This is a genomic window from Mesorhizobium sp. M0011, from assembly GCF_040324155.1.
Taxonomy (GTDB): domain Bacteria; phylum Pseudomonadota; class Alphaproteobacteria; order Rhizobiales; family Rhizobiaceae; genus Mesorhizobium.
Genome location: NZ_JAMYVQ010000006.1, coordinates 245,015 through 259,558 on the forward strand (window position 1 = coordinate 245,015; position 14,544 = coordinate 259,558).

11 protein-coding genes are annotated in these 14,544 nt (G+C 63.5%); 6 read left to right on the forward strand and 5 right to left on the reverse strand.

What is annotated here, in order from left to right; genetic code table 11:
* Positions 1-93 precede the first annotated feature (93 nt).
* From NKK51_RS09790 to NKK51_RS09805, 4 genes are all read right to left on the reverse strand, one after another.
* On the reverse strand, positions 94-1,446 hold the full coding sequence (locus NKK51_RS09790; protein WP_352552502.1) for an FAD-binding oxidoreductase: 1,353 nt from the start codon (positions 1,444-1,446) through the stop codon (positions 94-96).
* Between the two features lie 2 nt (positions 1,447-1,448).
* Positions 1,449-2,882, reverse strand: a complete 1,434-nt coding sequence (locus tag NKK51_RS09795) for a UbiA family prenyltransferase (protein WP_352552504.1) — start codon at positions 2,880-2,882, stop codon at positions 1,449-1,451.
* 202 nt (positions 2,883-3,084) lie between these two features.
* Positions 3,085-3,348 (reverse strand): hypothetical protein, encoded by a 264-nt coding sequence (locus NKK51_RS09800; RefSeq protein WP_023812335.1) that lies wholly within the window; start codon positions 3,346-3,348, stop codon positions 3,085-3,087.
* Between the two features lie 154 nt (positions 3,349-3,502).
* Positions 3,503-5,989, reverse strand: coding sequence for a mechanosensitive ion channel domain-containing protein (locus NKK51_RS09805; RefSeq protein ID WP_352552505.1), 2,487 nt, complete (start codon positions 5,987-5,989; stop codon positions 3,503-3,505).
* A 241-nt stretch (positions 5,990-6,230) separates the two neighbouring features.
* Between NKK51_RS09805 and NKK51_RS09810 the strand changes: the two genes are divergently transcribed.
* The 5 genes from NKK51_RS09810 (at position 6,231) to NKK51_RS09830 (ending at position 13,041) form a co-directional block, all read left to right on the forward strand.
* Complete coding sequence (locus NKK51_RS09810) at positions 6,231-7,490, forward strand: sarcosine oxidase subunit beta (RefSeq protein WP_352552506.1); 1,260 nt, start codon at positions 6,231-6,233, stop codon at positions 7,488-7,490.
* 17 nt (positions 7,491-7,507) lie between these two features.
* The gene (locus NKK51_RS09815; protein ID WP_352552507.1) at positions 7,508-7,822 is read left to right on the forward strand and encodes a sarcosine oxidase subunit delta; all 315 of its coding nucleotides are present in this window, start codon (positions 7,508-7,510) and stop codon (positions 7,820-7,822) included.
* A complete protein-coding gene (locus NKK51_RS09820) occupies positions 7,819-10,827 on the forward strand; it encodes a sarcosine oxidase subunit alpha (protein WP_352552509.1) in 3,009 nt (1,002 codons plus the stop codon). Before NKK51_RS09815 ends, NKK51_RS09820 begins: the two co-directional genes overlap by 4 nt.
* Complete coding sequence (locus NKK51_RS09825; protein ID WP_352552511.1) at positions 10,820-11,422, forward strand: sarcosine oxidase subunit gamma; 603 nt, start codon at positions 10,820-10,822, stop codon at positions 11,420-11,422. Before NKK51_RS09820 ends, NKK51_RS09825 begins: the two co-directional genes overlap by 8 nt.
* Positions 11,423-11,598: 176 nt before the next feature.
* Positions 11,599-13,041, forward strand: a complete 1,443-nt coding sequence (locus NKK51_RS09830) for an MFS transporter (RefSeq protein WP_352439855.1) — start codon at positions 11,599-11,601, stop codon at positions 13,039-13,041.
* A gap of 11 nt (positions 13,042-13,052) precedes the next feature.
* On the opposite strand, the gene NKK51_RS09835 is transcribed toward NKK51_RS09830, so the two are convergent.
* A complete protein-coding gene (locus NKK51_RS09835; protein WP_023812343.1) occupies positions 13,053-13,757 on the reverse strand; it encodes a nitroreductase in 705 nt (234 codons plus the stop codon).
* A 180-nt stretch (positions 13,758-13,937) separates the two neighbouring features.
* On the opposite strand from NKK51_RS09835, the gene NKK51_RS09840 reads away from it, so the two are divergent.
* Positions 13,938-14,525, forward strand: coding sequence for a helix-turn-helix domain-containing protein (locus NKK51_RS09840; protein WP_502902451.1), 588 nt, complete (start codon positions 13,938-13,940; stop codon positions 14,523-14,525).
* Positions 14,526-14,544: the final 19 nt, after the last annotated feature.

Sequence of the window (14,544 nt, forward strand, 5' to 3'; positions counted from 1 at the left end):
TTACAAACCCGCAAACATTTCGTGAAGCCACAAGAATGTTTTGAGTGAATCGTGGATTAACGATTCGGTAACCAAGAATTACTCGATTTTTATCTATTCCGCCGCCTCGACCGCACCTCGCCGCGTGTCCAGCTTCCTTGCCGTCCGTGCCCAGAAGCTCGACAGGAAGGCGGGATCGCGCAGTGCCTCCAGCCGCTGCCAGTCGGGAAAGGACGAAGCGAAGATGTCGGCGCCCATGCGGGCGTCCTTGTAGGGGTTGACCGCGCCACCCGCCTCGACCGTGATGCGATCGAGTTCCCGCAACAAGGCGAGCGTCGCAGCCCCCCTGTTGGGGAAATCAAGCGTCAGCGTGTAGCCGGGACGCGGGAACGACAGCAGCGCCGGCGAGCGGATGGAGCCGAAGCGTTTCAGCACGGTGAGGAACGAGCCCTGCCCGGCTTGCCTTGCAGCCGCCAGCAGCGCCGGCACGGCCTCGCGCGCCGCCTTTTCCGGCACCACGCTCTGGTGCTGAAAAAGCCCCTTCGGCCCGTAAAGCCGGTTCCAGTCGCGCACGCCGTCGAGCGGAAAGAAAAAACCCTGATAGCCGACCTGGCGCGGTGCGGGCGACCGGCCCTTCTTCCACCGGTAGGCGGCATTGAAGGCGGTCAGGAACGGTCGGTTGAGCACATTGAACGGCGGCTGGAACGGCACCGAGAGATTGCCGCCGGCGCGCGAGGCGGCATGCGAGCCGTGCTCGGCGTGATTGCCGGTAAACAGCAGGCCGCGACCGCTATTGCGGCCGCCGGCCAACTGGTCGATCCAGGCGACCGCATATTCATTGGCCTGATCGGCCGCCTCGGCCAAACCGAAGAACTCGTCGAGATCGCGAAACGGTGTCGCCTTTTCGACGATGTCGAGGGAATGCACCCGCATCAGCCGGATCGAGGCCGACAGGATGAGACCGGTCAGCCCCATGCCGCCGATCGTTGCCGCAAACAGGCGCGCATTGTCTGCTGCCGAGCAGCGATAGGTCCTTCCGTCGGACCTGAGCAGCGTGAAGCTCTCGACATGGCAGCCGAAGGTGCCGCGCCGGTGATGGTTCTTGCCATGCACGTCATTGGCGATGGCGCCGCCGAGCGTGACGAATTGCGTGCCTGGCACAACCGCTGGAAAGAAGCCGTAAGGGGCGGCGTGGGCGATGATGTCGGACAACAGCACGCCGGCATCCGCCTCGAGAACACCGGTTTCAGCGTTGAAGGCGTGGATGCGGTTCAGCGATCGCATATCGACGACCGCTCCGGCCTCGTTCTGGCAGGAATCGCCGTAGGAGCGGCCATTGCCATAGGCAAGCAGCGACGCTGGCTTCGCCTGACCGCCCTTCAGCAGCGCGATCCCCTCATCGGCGCTGATGGCGCGTGGCGCCGACGGTGTGACAAGGCCAAAGCTCGGGAACCGTTCCGTGGCCATGCCTACCAGCCCCCGATGACCAGCATCACCGCACCGATCAGCACCACGATCTGGCTGCGCCAGTCGCGGATGATGAACACGACCGGATCGTCATGCATCTCGTTGCGGCGTGCCAGGATCCAGACGCGCACGGTGAGATAAAGCACGATCGGCGCCAGCGGCCAGATCAGCCACGGATGCGGATAGAGCTCGCGCACCGCGACACTGTCCATGTAGAGCGCCAGCACCAGCGCCGAGGAGAAGGCCGAGGCCATGCCGGCCTGGGCGACGATCTCCTGGTCTTCGGTGCGATAGCCGCGGCCGGCAATGCGCTCGCCGGGCGGAATGGCTGTGGTGCGCAGTTCGACAAAGCGCTTCACCAGCGCCAGCGACAGGAAGAAGAAGATCGAGAAGGCGAGCAGCCAGAACGAGACGTCGACGCCGGTCGCCGCCGCACCGGCCAGGACGCGGATCGTGTAGAGGCCGGCGAGCGTCAGTACGTCGACCAGCAGCATGCGTTTGAACGACAGCGAATAGGCCGTGGTGACGACCATGTAGCCACCGAGCACGGCCAGGAATTCGTGCGACAGGAACAGCCCGGTGCCGATGCCGATCGCCAGAAGCACCGCGATCGCGCCAAGGCCGAACGGGATCGACAGCGCACCGCTGGCGAACGGCCTGTTGCGCTTGGTGAGGTGTTTGCGGTCGAGCGCGAGGTCGAAGAAATCGTTGAGGATATAGATGGCCGATGCCACCGCACTGAACGAGACGAATGCCAGCAGGCATTCCCAGATCATGTCGGTGTTGAAATATTCATGCGAGAGCACCATCGGCACTGCGATCAGCGAATTCTTCAGCCACTGATGGACACGCAGCATCTTGACGATGGTCCGCAAAGTCGGCTTTGGCGCCGGCATCGTCTCGGCGCCATGTGCCGCCTGCCAGCGCGCGGCATGGCGGTCGGGCGCGACGACGATCGCGTTGCGCGCTGCATCGAAGACCTGGAGATCGTGACGGCTGTTGCCGGCATAGTCGAAACCGCCATCGCCATAGGCTGCGATCAGCGAAGCGCGCTTCCTGCCCGAGGTGAGATTGGCGAGACCATCGGTGGCCAGCACCTGGTCGAAAATGCCGAGATGGACCGCGATGGCATCGGCGAACTTGCGCGGCGTGCCGGTCGCCAGCACGATCTTGCGGCCTTCGGCATGCTCGGTCCGGAGGCGGCAAAGCAGCACCTCGCGATAGGGCAGCGATGCCGGATCGATGTCGATGCGCTGCGCGATTGCCTGCTTCAGCCGCGCCGGTCCGCCGGCGGCCCAGAAAGGCACGAGGAAGATATAGAGCGGGTTCTTCTTGAGAAGGATGAACAGCCCTTCCCACAACAGGTCGGTCGCGATCAGCGTGCCGTCGAGATCGACCGCAAGCGGTATTGCGTTCCTGTCCGACCGCGCATCCATGTCCTACCCTGCCCGCGTAGAGTTGCGCGCCGCTTTTCGGCGTCTTGAGGCTGGTATAGCGGGCGATGACGTAGCGAACGTTAAAACGCACGGTTGCAGACGGCTGCCATGGGGGTATTTCCGGCGTCATTGTTAAACAACCGCTACCGGAAACGATAAAAGGCCGGGCAAATTCCCGGCCTCCGCAATCGTGACGCCAGGATTACTTGATGCGGGCGACACCGCCCGAAATCTCGACGGTTTCCGAACCGGTCAGGGCTTCGAGGTCGCCATTGGGCAAGGTGACGAAGCAGCCATTCGGGCAGAACTCAACCGTTTCGCCACCGGCCAACGCAAGGTCGGTCTTGCTGCCGCCCTCGGTGACGACCAGCGTTCGGGTCTCGGCGTCCTTGTTAACCGCGCTCGCGGCATGGACCGAGCCGATAGCGGCGACCAGGGCGACGGCAGCGACGAGAGACTTCCACATGGTGCAATATCGGTGTTCCCACCGCCTCTGTTGCATTTCGCAAGGCATTTTCGCCTTTGCATGGAGCTTATATGAGATGGAAGCTGAACCGCAACTGAATGCCCCATTCATGCCGCAATCGGCTTTCGATGGTTGAGACCCACCGATTCCCAGCCTAGTCCGGATCTGGCTTCCTGGTTTTGCGGGACTTGACCAGTCGCTTCTTCTCCGCCTCGGCTTCGGCCTTCACCTGCTCCTGTTCGGCGAAGTCGGCCTCGATCTTGTCGTCGTCTGTCGGCCAGGCCTTGGGCTTGTGGGCCTCGACCACGGCGCGTGGCGTCGAGGGCATCTCGATGTGTTCGCTGCTGAATTTTTCAAGCACGGCAAAACGGATGTCGTTCTGCGCGATGTTGCCGTTCATCACATCGGCCAGGAACACGCGGATCTCGAATTCCAGGGCGGCAGGGCCGAAATTGGAAAATAGCACGAAGGGTTCGGGGTTCTTCAGCACCATCGGGTGGCTGCGGGCGATCTCCAGCAGGACGGCATGAACCTGCTTGACGTCGCTGCCATAGGCGACGCCGACCTTGATGTCGATGCGGCCGAGCTTGTTGCGGTGCGTCCAGTTGCCGACGGCATTGTTGATCAGGTTCGAGTTGGGCAGGATCACCGATTGCCGCTGGAAGGTTTCGATCTCGGTGGCGCGCACGCTGATCTTCTTGACTGTGCCGCTGACATCGCCGGCAACGATCCAGTCGCCCACCTTGAACGGCCGTTCGGCCAACAGGATCAGGCCGGAAACGAAATTGGACACCACGTTCTGCAGGCCAAAGCCGATACCGAGGGAAAGAGCGCCGGCGACTAGTGCCAGGCTGGACAGGTCGATGCCCGCCGCCGAGATGCCGACCAGTGCCGCAAGCGCGACGCCGGCATAGCCGACCGCCAGCCTGATCGAGTTGCGCACGCCGGTATCGACCTTGCCACGCGCCATCACGGAACCGTCGAGCCAGCCCTGGAACCAGCGCGTCAGGAAATAGCCTATGACGAAGACGACGATGCCGGAGAGGATGCCGGTGACCGAGATCGTCACCGAGCCGATGTTGATCCCGGTTGCGAGCTTGTAGGCCCAGGCCTGGATATCGCCGGGCTGGAAACCCCACATCAGCAGGATCAACGGCAGGAACACCAGCACGATCATCACATTGATGGCAACACTGACGACAAGGCCGAGCTGGTCGAGGGCTGTATCCTCGTAGCTGGATTTGGCCGACAGCCAGCGCCCGACGGTCGTGTTGGCGAAAGCACCCTCCTCGCCGATCGCCTGCGCCGACAGGAAGCCGATATAGGCGGTGATCAGCACGGTGCCGGTAACGACGACCTGCAACGAAACGAACAGAGCAAGGCCGATGTAACCGAGCAGCGCCGCGACGATGGTGAAAAGACCGAGCGCAAGCGCCGTATAGCGCAGCCATGCCGGCCAAGGCCGCCAGCTTCCGTCACGCGCCTTGAACGGCCTCAGCATCGCCATCAGGATCAGGATGACGCCGACGATGATGGTGGCGCCGAAACTGCGGGCGATGGTCAGCGACAGCGGCGAGCCCATCTTGTCGTTGATGACCGACAGGAAATAATTGACGCCGATGACCACGGCCATGGCGGTCGTCAGCCGCACCAGCCAGCGCGCCGGACCTGTCTCGACTGGGATAAGGCGCCAATTCGGCAGCCGCGGCTCGAGCGCCGCATTGGTCAATCGGTTGACGCAGAACACCACCCCGATGACGGCCGCGAGCGCATTCAGGAAGAGGCCGATGTCGCCACGCAACACATTGTAATAGTTGAAAAAGAACACCGTGGAGGCCAAGAACACGCCAACCGCCAGCGTCGGCAGCAAGGTCGACCAGAAGGCCACCGACAAGCGGCTGAGATAGGATGGATCCTCATTGGCAGGGTCGGCTTCGAACACGCGCCCGAACAGGCGCCGGCCACCGACCAGCAGCACCAGCGCCAGCCCGAGCGCCACGAAGGTTGCCGCCAGAATGGCCTGGAACTTGAACTTGAAAGCGAAGCTTAGCCATGACGACACCGCTTTGTAGAAATTGCCGAATTCGTCTCTGGCGTCCGAAAAGACCTGCGGGCTGAGCGCGTCGGACAACACATAGCGCTTGGTGAGCACATTGCGGAACAGCTCGCTGCGCATGTTGCCGATCTTGTCGATCAGCCCGCTGATACGGATCGAAAGCGATTGGGCTTGCGCAATGACGGCATTGATCTCCGCCTTTTCCGACACCAACGCCTCGCGTTCGCCGCTGACGATGTCGGGCTCCGGCGGCTGACCCGCCGCAGGTGCCGCGCCAAGCTGCTCAAGACGGCTGTTGATCTCGCCAAGACGCGTACGGAAGGCCAGTGCGCTGTTCAGCGATTGCCGCGACAGCTCCTCGAGTTGCAAGCGGATATCGACAAGGCTGCTATCCTCCTCGCCGTCCTGCTGTATCTGCTTCTCGAAATTGTCGGTCTTGGTCGTCAGCGCCTGGATGATCTTCTGCTGGTCGGCGACCAGTCCGGCAGGCGCCTGGCCAAGCCCCTGTGCCACCGCATCGAACGACAGCGGCGCCGAGACGACAAGCGTGAGGATCAAAACGAGACGAAGCAATCGGAAAAGCATGATTTGTTGGCGACTCATCGGCGGCAAAGGCAATTTGAAAGCCTGCTCTTGATAAAGACGGCCCTATCATGGGGCAAGCCGTCGTATCGCGAGCCCGTCCGATCATTGGCCTCAACCGATCACTCCACTCCGATTGATCCCATCCCAGGCGTCGGCCAGTCGAAAGGCGATGGCGCAATATTGGCTTTGCGGATGCGGCCTGCTCTATAGTCTGCCGCATCGCCCGAACCGGATGACATCAATGGCAGAGTACTCGGCCTTTTCGCTGCTCGCGAACGCGCTCAAGGGAAACAAGGATTGGAAGCCGGCATGGCGCAAGCCTGACCCGAAGGCGTCCTATGACGTCATCATCATCGGTGGCGGCGGTCACGGGCTGGCGACCGCCTATTATCTTGCCAAGGAACACGGCATCACCAATGTCGCCGTGCTGGAAAAGGGTTGGCTCGGCTCCGGTAATGTCGGCCGCAACACAACGGCCGTGCGCTCGAACTATCTGCTGCCGGCCAACACCCGCTTCTACGAACACTCGATGAAGCTGTGGGAGAACCTTTCGCACGAGCTCAACTACAATGTCATGTTCTCGCAGCGCGGCTGCCTGAACCTGGCGCACACGCCGGCCCAGTTCGACGACTATGCAAGACGCGGCAATGCCATGCGCCATCTCGGCGTCGATGCGGAATTGATGACGCCGGCGCAGATCAAGCGCCTGATCCCGGCGCTCGACATCTCCGACAGCGCACGCTTTCCGGTGGTCGGCGGCCTGATGCAGCGGCGCGCCGGCACCGCCCGCCACGATGCTGTGGCCTGGGGCTATGCGCGCGGCGCCGATCGTCGCGGCGTCGACATCATCGAGAATTGCGAGGTCACCGGCTTCCTGCGCGACGGCGACCGCATTTCAGGCGTGACGACGTCCCGTGGCGACATCCGCGCCAGGAAGGTGGCCGTTGCGGTCGCCGGCAGCACCGGGCGTGTCATGCAGCTTGCCGGCATCGAGACGATGCCGATCGAGAGCCATGTGCTGCAGGCCTTCGTCACCGAATCGCTGAAACCCTTCATCGACACGGTCGTCACCTTCGGCATGGGCCATTTCTACATGTCGCAGTCGGACAAGGGCGGCCTCATCTATGGCGGCGACATCGACGGCTACAACAGCTACGCCCAGCGCGGCAATTTGCCCGTCGTCGACGAGGTGATGAGCGAAATGCTGGCGCTGTTTCCGGGCCTTGCCAGCGTGCGCATGCTGCGCTCCTGGGGCGGTGTTTGCGACATGTCGATGGACGGCTCGCCGATCATCACCACCGGCCCCTTGCCCGGCATGTATCTCAACTGCGGCTGGTGCTATGGCGGCTTCAAGGCGACGCCGGCTTCCGGCTGGTGCTTCGCCTGGACCATCGCCAAGGACCAGCCGCACGATCTCAACGCCCCCTTCACCCTCGACCGCTTCCACCGCGGCCTGGTGATCGACGACAAGGGCCAGGGTGCAAACCCCCGGCTGCACTAGGCATTAGGTAGAGTTCAATGTTGATCACTTGCCCCTATTGCGGCCCGAGCGACGTCATCGAGTTCACCTATCAGGGTGACGGCAACCGCGAGCGTCCCGATCCTGCCTCTCAGAATTTCGAGGCGTGGAATGCCTATGTCTATGACAGGCTGAACCCGGCCGGGGATCACAACGAGATCTGGCAGCATTCCGGCGGTTGCCGCACGCATCTGCGCGTCGTGCGCAACACGCTGACGCATGAGATTTCCAGCGTTGCTTTTGTGCGCGGTGATCATCAAGGGCGCGGCGATCATGGCTCCGCCGCGCGCCGCAAGGCGGAGGACAAGTCATGAGCCCGCGCCGCACCGACACCGGCGGCCGCATCGACCGGCTGAAAACCATCCGCTTCACCTTCGATGGCGCGGCCTACACCGGCCATGCCGGCGACACGCTGGCGTCAGCCCTGCTGGCCAAGGGCGTCACGCTTTACGGACGTTCGTTCAAATACCACCGCCCGCGCGGCCTGCTCACAGCCGGCGTCGAGGAACCCAACGCGCTGGTGACGGTGCTGAAGGGCGAGGTTCGTGAACCCAACATCCCGGCGACCATGGTCGAGATCCATGACGGACTGGTTGCCATCAGCCAGAACCGCTTTCCCTCGCTTGCCTGGGACATCAACGCCGTCAACCAGCTCGGCGGCAAGATCCTGTCGGCCGGGTTCTACTACAAGACCTTCATGGGACCGGTGTTCGGTCCGCTCAAAGGCACGCGCTTCTGGATGTTCTGCGAACACTTCATCCGTCGCGCCGCCGGCCTCGGCAGCGCCGGATCGGCAAAGGACCCGGCCCGCTACGAACGCATGAACGCCTTTTGCGACGTGCTGGTGGTCGGCTCCGGCCCCGCCGGCCTGATGGCCGCCAAGGCTGCCGCCGATCAGGGCGCCCGCGTCATGCTGGCCGATCTCGAGCCGCTTTTCGGCGGTTCGGCCAACTGGTCCGATGAAACGATCGACGGCGCGCCTGCCGCCGATTGGGCCCGTCGCACGGTCGCCCAGCTCGAAGGCCGAGACAATGTCCGCCTTTTGCCGCGCACCACGGTCTGGGGTTACTACGACAACAACACGCTTGCCGCGCTCGAACGGGTCAGCGACCATAAGGATCAGCCAGGCAAGGGCGAGCCGCGCCATCGCTATTGGGCGATCCGCGCCAAATCCGTGGTCCTGGCCACTGGTGCGTTCGAGCGGCCGCTGGTCTTCCCCGGCAATGACCGGCCAGGCGTGATGCTGGCGCATGCAGCCGAGCGCTATGTCAACGAATTCGGTGTGCTGCCGGGCGAGCGGATCGCACTGTTCACCAACAATGACAGTGCCTATCGGGCGGCCGTCGCCTTGAAGAAGGCCGGTGCCGCGGTCGTCGCCATCGCCGATGTCAGGCCGGAACTTTCGCCGGAGATGCGCAAGCTGGCCGCGGAAGCCGAGGCCGAGATCTTCGCTGGCCATGCCGTCGTCGCCACCGAAGGCGGCAAGGCGCTGTCCGGCCTCAAACTGCAGCGCTTCGACATGACCAACGGCACGCTCATCGGTGATGCACGCAGCATCCATGCCGATTGCCTGCTGATGTCGGGCGGCTGGTCGCCGACCATCCATCTGGCCAGCCAGGCCGGTGCCAAGGCGGAATGGAACGCCGCCCGGCAAGCCTTTCTGCCGCCGAAGCCGACACAAAAGTGGCCCCCACAGCAATGGATCGGCGCCGGTGCCTTCACCGGCAGTTTTTCCACCACCGAAGCCATCGCCGAAGGCCGCGCCGCCGGCCTCGCCGCCGCCGGCGGGCAGAGCACACCGTCCATGCTGCCGACCGTCGAAGCAGTGCCCGGCGATCCCGATCCCGCCCCGGTGTTCGAGATCAGGGCCAAGGGCAAGAGCTTTGTCGATTTCCAGCACGACGTCACGGCTGAGGACGTGCGGCTGGCCCACCGCGAGGGCTTCGTCTCGGTCGAGCATCTGAAACGCTACACCACGCTCGGCATGGCGACCGACCAGGGCAAGAGTTCCAACGTGCCTGGCCTCGCAATCATGGCCGAAGCGCTGGGCAAGCCGATCCCCGAGGTCGGCACGACGCGCTTCCGGCCGCCCTTTGCACCGGTGTCGATCGGCTCGCTGGCGGCCGAGCGTTTTGGCGACCTGAAGCCCGGGCGGCTGACTCCGATGCATGACTGGCATCTGGCCAGTGGCGCGACGATGTATTCCGCCGGCCTCTGGTACCGGCCGATGATCTACGGTCATGCCGGCGAGACGGTCGAGCAGGCCTATGTGCGCGAAGCCAAGGCGACGCGCGAAAGCGCAGGGATCGTCGATGTCTCGACGCTGGGCAAGATTGCCGTGCAAGGCCCTGACGCCGCCGCATTCCTCGACCGCGTCTACACCAACATGTTTTCGACGCTCGCCGTCGGCAAGGCACGCTACGGGCTGATGCTGCGCGAGGACGGCCTAGCCTTCGACGACGGCACCACTTGGCGGCTCGGCGATCAGGATTTCCTGATGACCACCACCACGGCCAATGCCGGCAAGGTGATGCAGCATCTGGAGTATTTCCTCGACGTGATCTGGCCGGAGCTGAAAGTCCACGTGACCTCGGTGACCGACGAATGGGCGGGTGCCGCGATCGGCGGGCCGAAGGCCAGGCAGATCCTCGCCGCCTGTGTCACCGGCACGTCGGTCGACAACGCCGCCTTGCCCTTCATGGGCATCGTGCGTGGCGATATAGCAGGCGTCCCGGTGATGATTTGCCGGCTGTCCTTCTCGGGTGAAATGGCCTTCGAGGTCTATTCCGGCGCCGGCTACGGCACCCATGTCTGGGAAGCGCTGGTTAAAGCCGGAAAACCGTTCGGGCTGGTCACCTACGGGCTCGAGGCACTGGGCACCATGCGCATCGAAAAGGGCCATGTCACCGGCGCCGAGATCGACGGCCGCACCACGGCACGCGACCTGCATCTCGACTGGATGCTGTCGAAGAAGAAGCCTTTCATCGGCTCGGCAATGATGGACCGCGAAGGCTTGATCGCATCGGACCGCCTCGAACTGGTCGGCCTGATCGCCCTCGATAACCGGCCACTCAACGGTGGCGCCCACATCGTCGAGGAGGTTGACGAAGCCAATCCGCACGACTCCATCGGCCATATTACCGCCTGCTGCTATTCGCCGGCGCTCGGCAAACATATCGCGCTGGCGCTGGTCAAGGGCGGCAAGGCACGGCAAGGCACACGCGCTCATGTCTCCGATCCCTTGCGCAACCGGTTCGGACCGGTCGAGATCGTCTCCAACCACTTCTTCGATCCGGACGGGAGCCGCATGCATGGTTGAGCGCCAATCACCCGAGCCCTTGTCGCCGCTTGAGCCCGAATTCCACGTCGGCTCGCACGGCAATTTCGAGCATGGCGTCGAGATCATCCTGACCGAGACGAGGCCGGGGTCGATCGTGCAGCTCGCCGCCTGGCCCGGCGAGGAGAAGAAGCTGATCGCGGCCATCCGCACCGTCACCGGGCTTGCCCTGCCCGATGGCGCCGGCGGTGGCCTGAGCGACGGCGTGAAGTCGGTTTTCGGCTTCGCGCCGGGAAAGTTCACTATCGCCGACGAGGCTGAAGGGCTGGCAGCAGCCTTTGCCAAGGTGGTCACCCCCATCATCGGCACCGTGACCGATCTTTCACATGGCCGCACCGCCATCCGCATTGCCGGGCCTAAGGCTGAATGGGTGCTGGCGAAATTCTTCGCCATCGACTTTTCGCTGCCGGCCTTTCCCATCGGCGCCGGCCGCTCGACCACCCATCACGACATCTTCGCCCAGATCCAGCGCACCGGCGCCGACCAGTTCGACATCTATGTCTTCCGCTCGTTTGCACGCTCGTTCTGGAAGGCGCTCTGCCACGCCAGCGAGGAAGTCGGCTACGAGGTGCAGTAGGCGGCGGCGGCGAACGGTCGCATCGCTCCTGCTCCTGGCATCAAGGCCAGCCGGTTCTGCCGCTAGAGAATCTGGCCGCAGGCGCCCATGGTGCGAAAACGTGGCCGCCCAACCGGCCCAGGGATATGAAATCCCGTCTTCAAGAGTCGGCACATTCGTTTGGTTCGAACATCTCCATGACCGCAGAACTATCCGCCGGCGCCACGGATCGCGCCGATGTGCCGGCCAGAGCTTTGCTCCTGCTGCCGCTGACGGTCGCCTGCGGCGTGTTCATGACCAGCCTCGACCAGAATGTCGTGGTGACCGCGCTGCCGGGCATCAGCGAAAGCCTCGGGCGTCCGCCCAGCCAGCTCGGCCTCTTGATTACCGTCTATGTTGCCAGCCTGATCATCTCGATGCCGCTTGGCGGCTGGGCCGCCGACCGCTTCGGCCTGCGCAACGTCTACTGCTTTGCCTTGCTGGTGTTCGCCGCCTCGTCGGCGCTCTGCGGGCTGTCCGACAACATCTGGACGCTGGTCGGCGCCCGCGCGCTGCAAGGCTTTGGCGGCGCCTTGATGGGCACGCTCGGCCAGGTCGTCATCCTGTCGACCTTTCCGCGCAGCCGAACGCTGAAGATCAACATGTACATCTCGCTGGCCGGCCAGTCCGGACCGTTGGTCGGTCCGCTCGTCGGCGGCGCGCTGACCACCTACATTTCCTGGCGCTGGATCTTCTTCATCAACGTGCCGTTCGCGCTGGCTGCGGCAATTCTTGCCGCCTCGCTGTTTCCGACGATGACCAAGCCGGTGCGCACGCCGTTCGATTTTCCGGGCTTCCTGCTGGTCGGCAGCGGCATGGTCCTGCTGGTCTTCGGCATGGATTCGCTTGCCGCCAAGGATGCCGCGGGCGGCATCATCGCCGCCGAACTGGCGCTGGCGCTCGTTATCCTGACCATCGCCTCGTTCTACTGCCTGCGCGTGCGCAATCCGCTGCTCGATCTCAAGCTGTTGCGCATCCGTACCTTCCGCATTTCGTTCCTCACCGGTGGCGGGCTGGACACGATCGGCCTCAGCTCCGTCGTCTTCCTGCTGCCGCTGATGTTCCAGCTCGGCTTCGGCATGAGCGCGGTTCAGGCGGGATCGCTGACCTTCGTCGCCGCGGTCGGCTCCGTGGCCATGCGGTTCTTCATGCCGCGTGTCCTCAACCGTTTCGGCTTTCGCCGCGTGCTGGTCTACAACACGCCCATCGTCGCCGCCCTGGTTGCCGGCTTCGCGCTGATGCAGGCGACGACGCCGGTATGGATCGTGCTCACCTACATCTTCGTCTTCGGCGTCTTCCGCTCCGCGCAATGGGCCTCGACCGGCAACCTCGCCTATTCCGACATCGCGCCCGAGCAGCTCGCCCGTTTCAGCGCGCTCTATTACATATTATGGCAGCTGGCAGTGGCGATCAGCGTTGGCCTGGCCGCCGCGGCACTGTCGTTTCTGGCGGGCGGCGGCCCTGCCGTCGCCGACGACTTTCGCATCCTGTTCGTGATCGAGGGCGTCATCACGCTCTGCGCGCTGCTTGCCTACCTCAAGCTGACGCCGCAAGACGGCGTCCATGTCAGCGGCCACGGCGCACAGATGAACACGGAATGAAGCTGGCTGGCTTACTCGCTGAACGTCACCCACTCTTCCAGCGGCACGCGGTCGGTGCGGAAGGCGTTTTCAGGTTTTGACGTATCTTCGTAACCAACCGCCATGCCGCAGACGACGATCTCTTCGTCCGGAATGTCGAGCACCGGCCTGATCTGCCGGTGATAGGGCGCGAAGGCCGCCTGCGGACAGGTGTGCAGACCCCTGCCTCTAGCTGCGACCATGATGTTCTGCAGGAACATGCCGTAGTCAATCCACGAGCCCTGGTTGAGGCGGCGGTCGATGGTGAAGATCATGCCGACCGGAGCGTCGAAGAAGACGAAGTTGCGGTCGTGCTGGGCGCGCATCTTGTCGACCTCGCGGCGACCAATGCCGAGCGCGCCATAGAGGCCGAAACCGTTGGCGCGGCGGCGGGTCAGATACGGCTCGAAGAACTGGGTGGGATAATACCGGTACTCGTCCCAATCGGCTTTTTCGGCGCGAATGCCGGAATTGAGAATGGCGTCTGATATCCGCTGCTTGCTCTCGCCCTTGGTGACATAGACTTTCCATGGCTGCATGTTGGTGCCGGATGGGGCGCGCGCCGCAACCGCCAGAATGGCGCGGATGGTGTCGTCGTCGACCATGTCGGGCAGGAATGCGCGCACCGAACGGCGCGACAGGATCGCCTCGTCGACAATCTCGGCATCGCCCGCGATTCGGGGGTTATTTTCCAGCATGGGCCGTCCCTTACCCTTTGTCTCGATCGGACGTCCCCACTCGCCGCTCTCGGCGGAGCCTTTGCATGAACCGTCAAAATCGCGCAAGCAAATCTTGTGCATCCGTGAAAATCCACTTGATTTTTTCATGAGCTTGATTTCTCATGAAATTTGACAGTTATTTTTCATGAAGAGAGCGTTTTGCCTTCGACTGCCGCAAGAACATTGCAGGGACCTGACGAACGCGTGCTGGCCGGCGATATCAGGGCCTTGCGCAAGGCGCGCGGGCTGACACTCGCCGAGATTGGCCTGAATCTTGGCCGTTCCGTCGGCTGGGTCAGCCAGGTCGAACGCGGCCTGTCGACGCCATCGCTCGGTGACCTCAGGGCCTTCGCCGAACTGTTCGGCGTGCCGATCAGCCTGTTCTTCAGCCATGACGTACCTGTCGAAAGCGAGCGCGGCGTGGTCGTGCGCGCCGGCAGGCGCCGCACGCTTGGCACAAGCGAATCCGGCCTGGTGGAGGAGCTTCTGTCGCCCGATCTCGGCGGTAGCTTCGAGATGGTGCGTTCGGTCTTCGCGCCAGGCGCGGAACTGAAGGCCGAGGCGCAGCGACCGACCGAGGAAGCCGGATACGTCGCCTCCGGACTGTTCGACATCGAGATCGGAGGTGTCTGGCATCGGCTTGGCGAGGGCGACTCCTTTCGCTTCGAAGGCAAGCCCTACCGCTGGCGCAATCCGGGTGCCGAGCCGGCAATTGTCATCTGGGTGGTTTCACCACCCGTCTATTGAGTTCAAGTTTGGAGAAGAA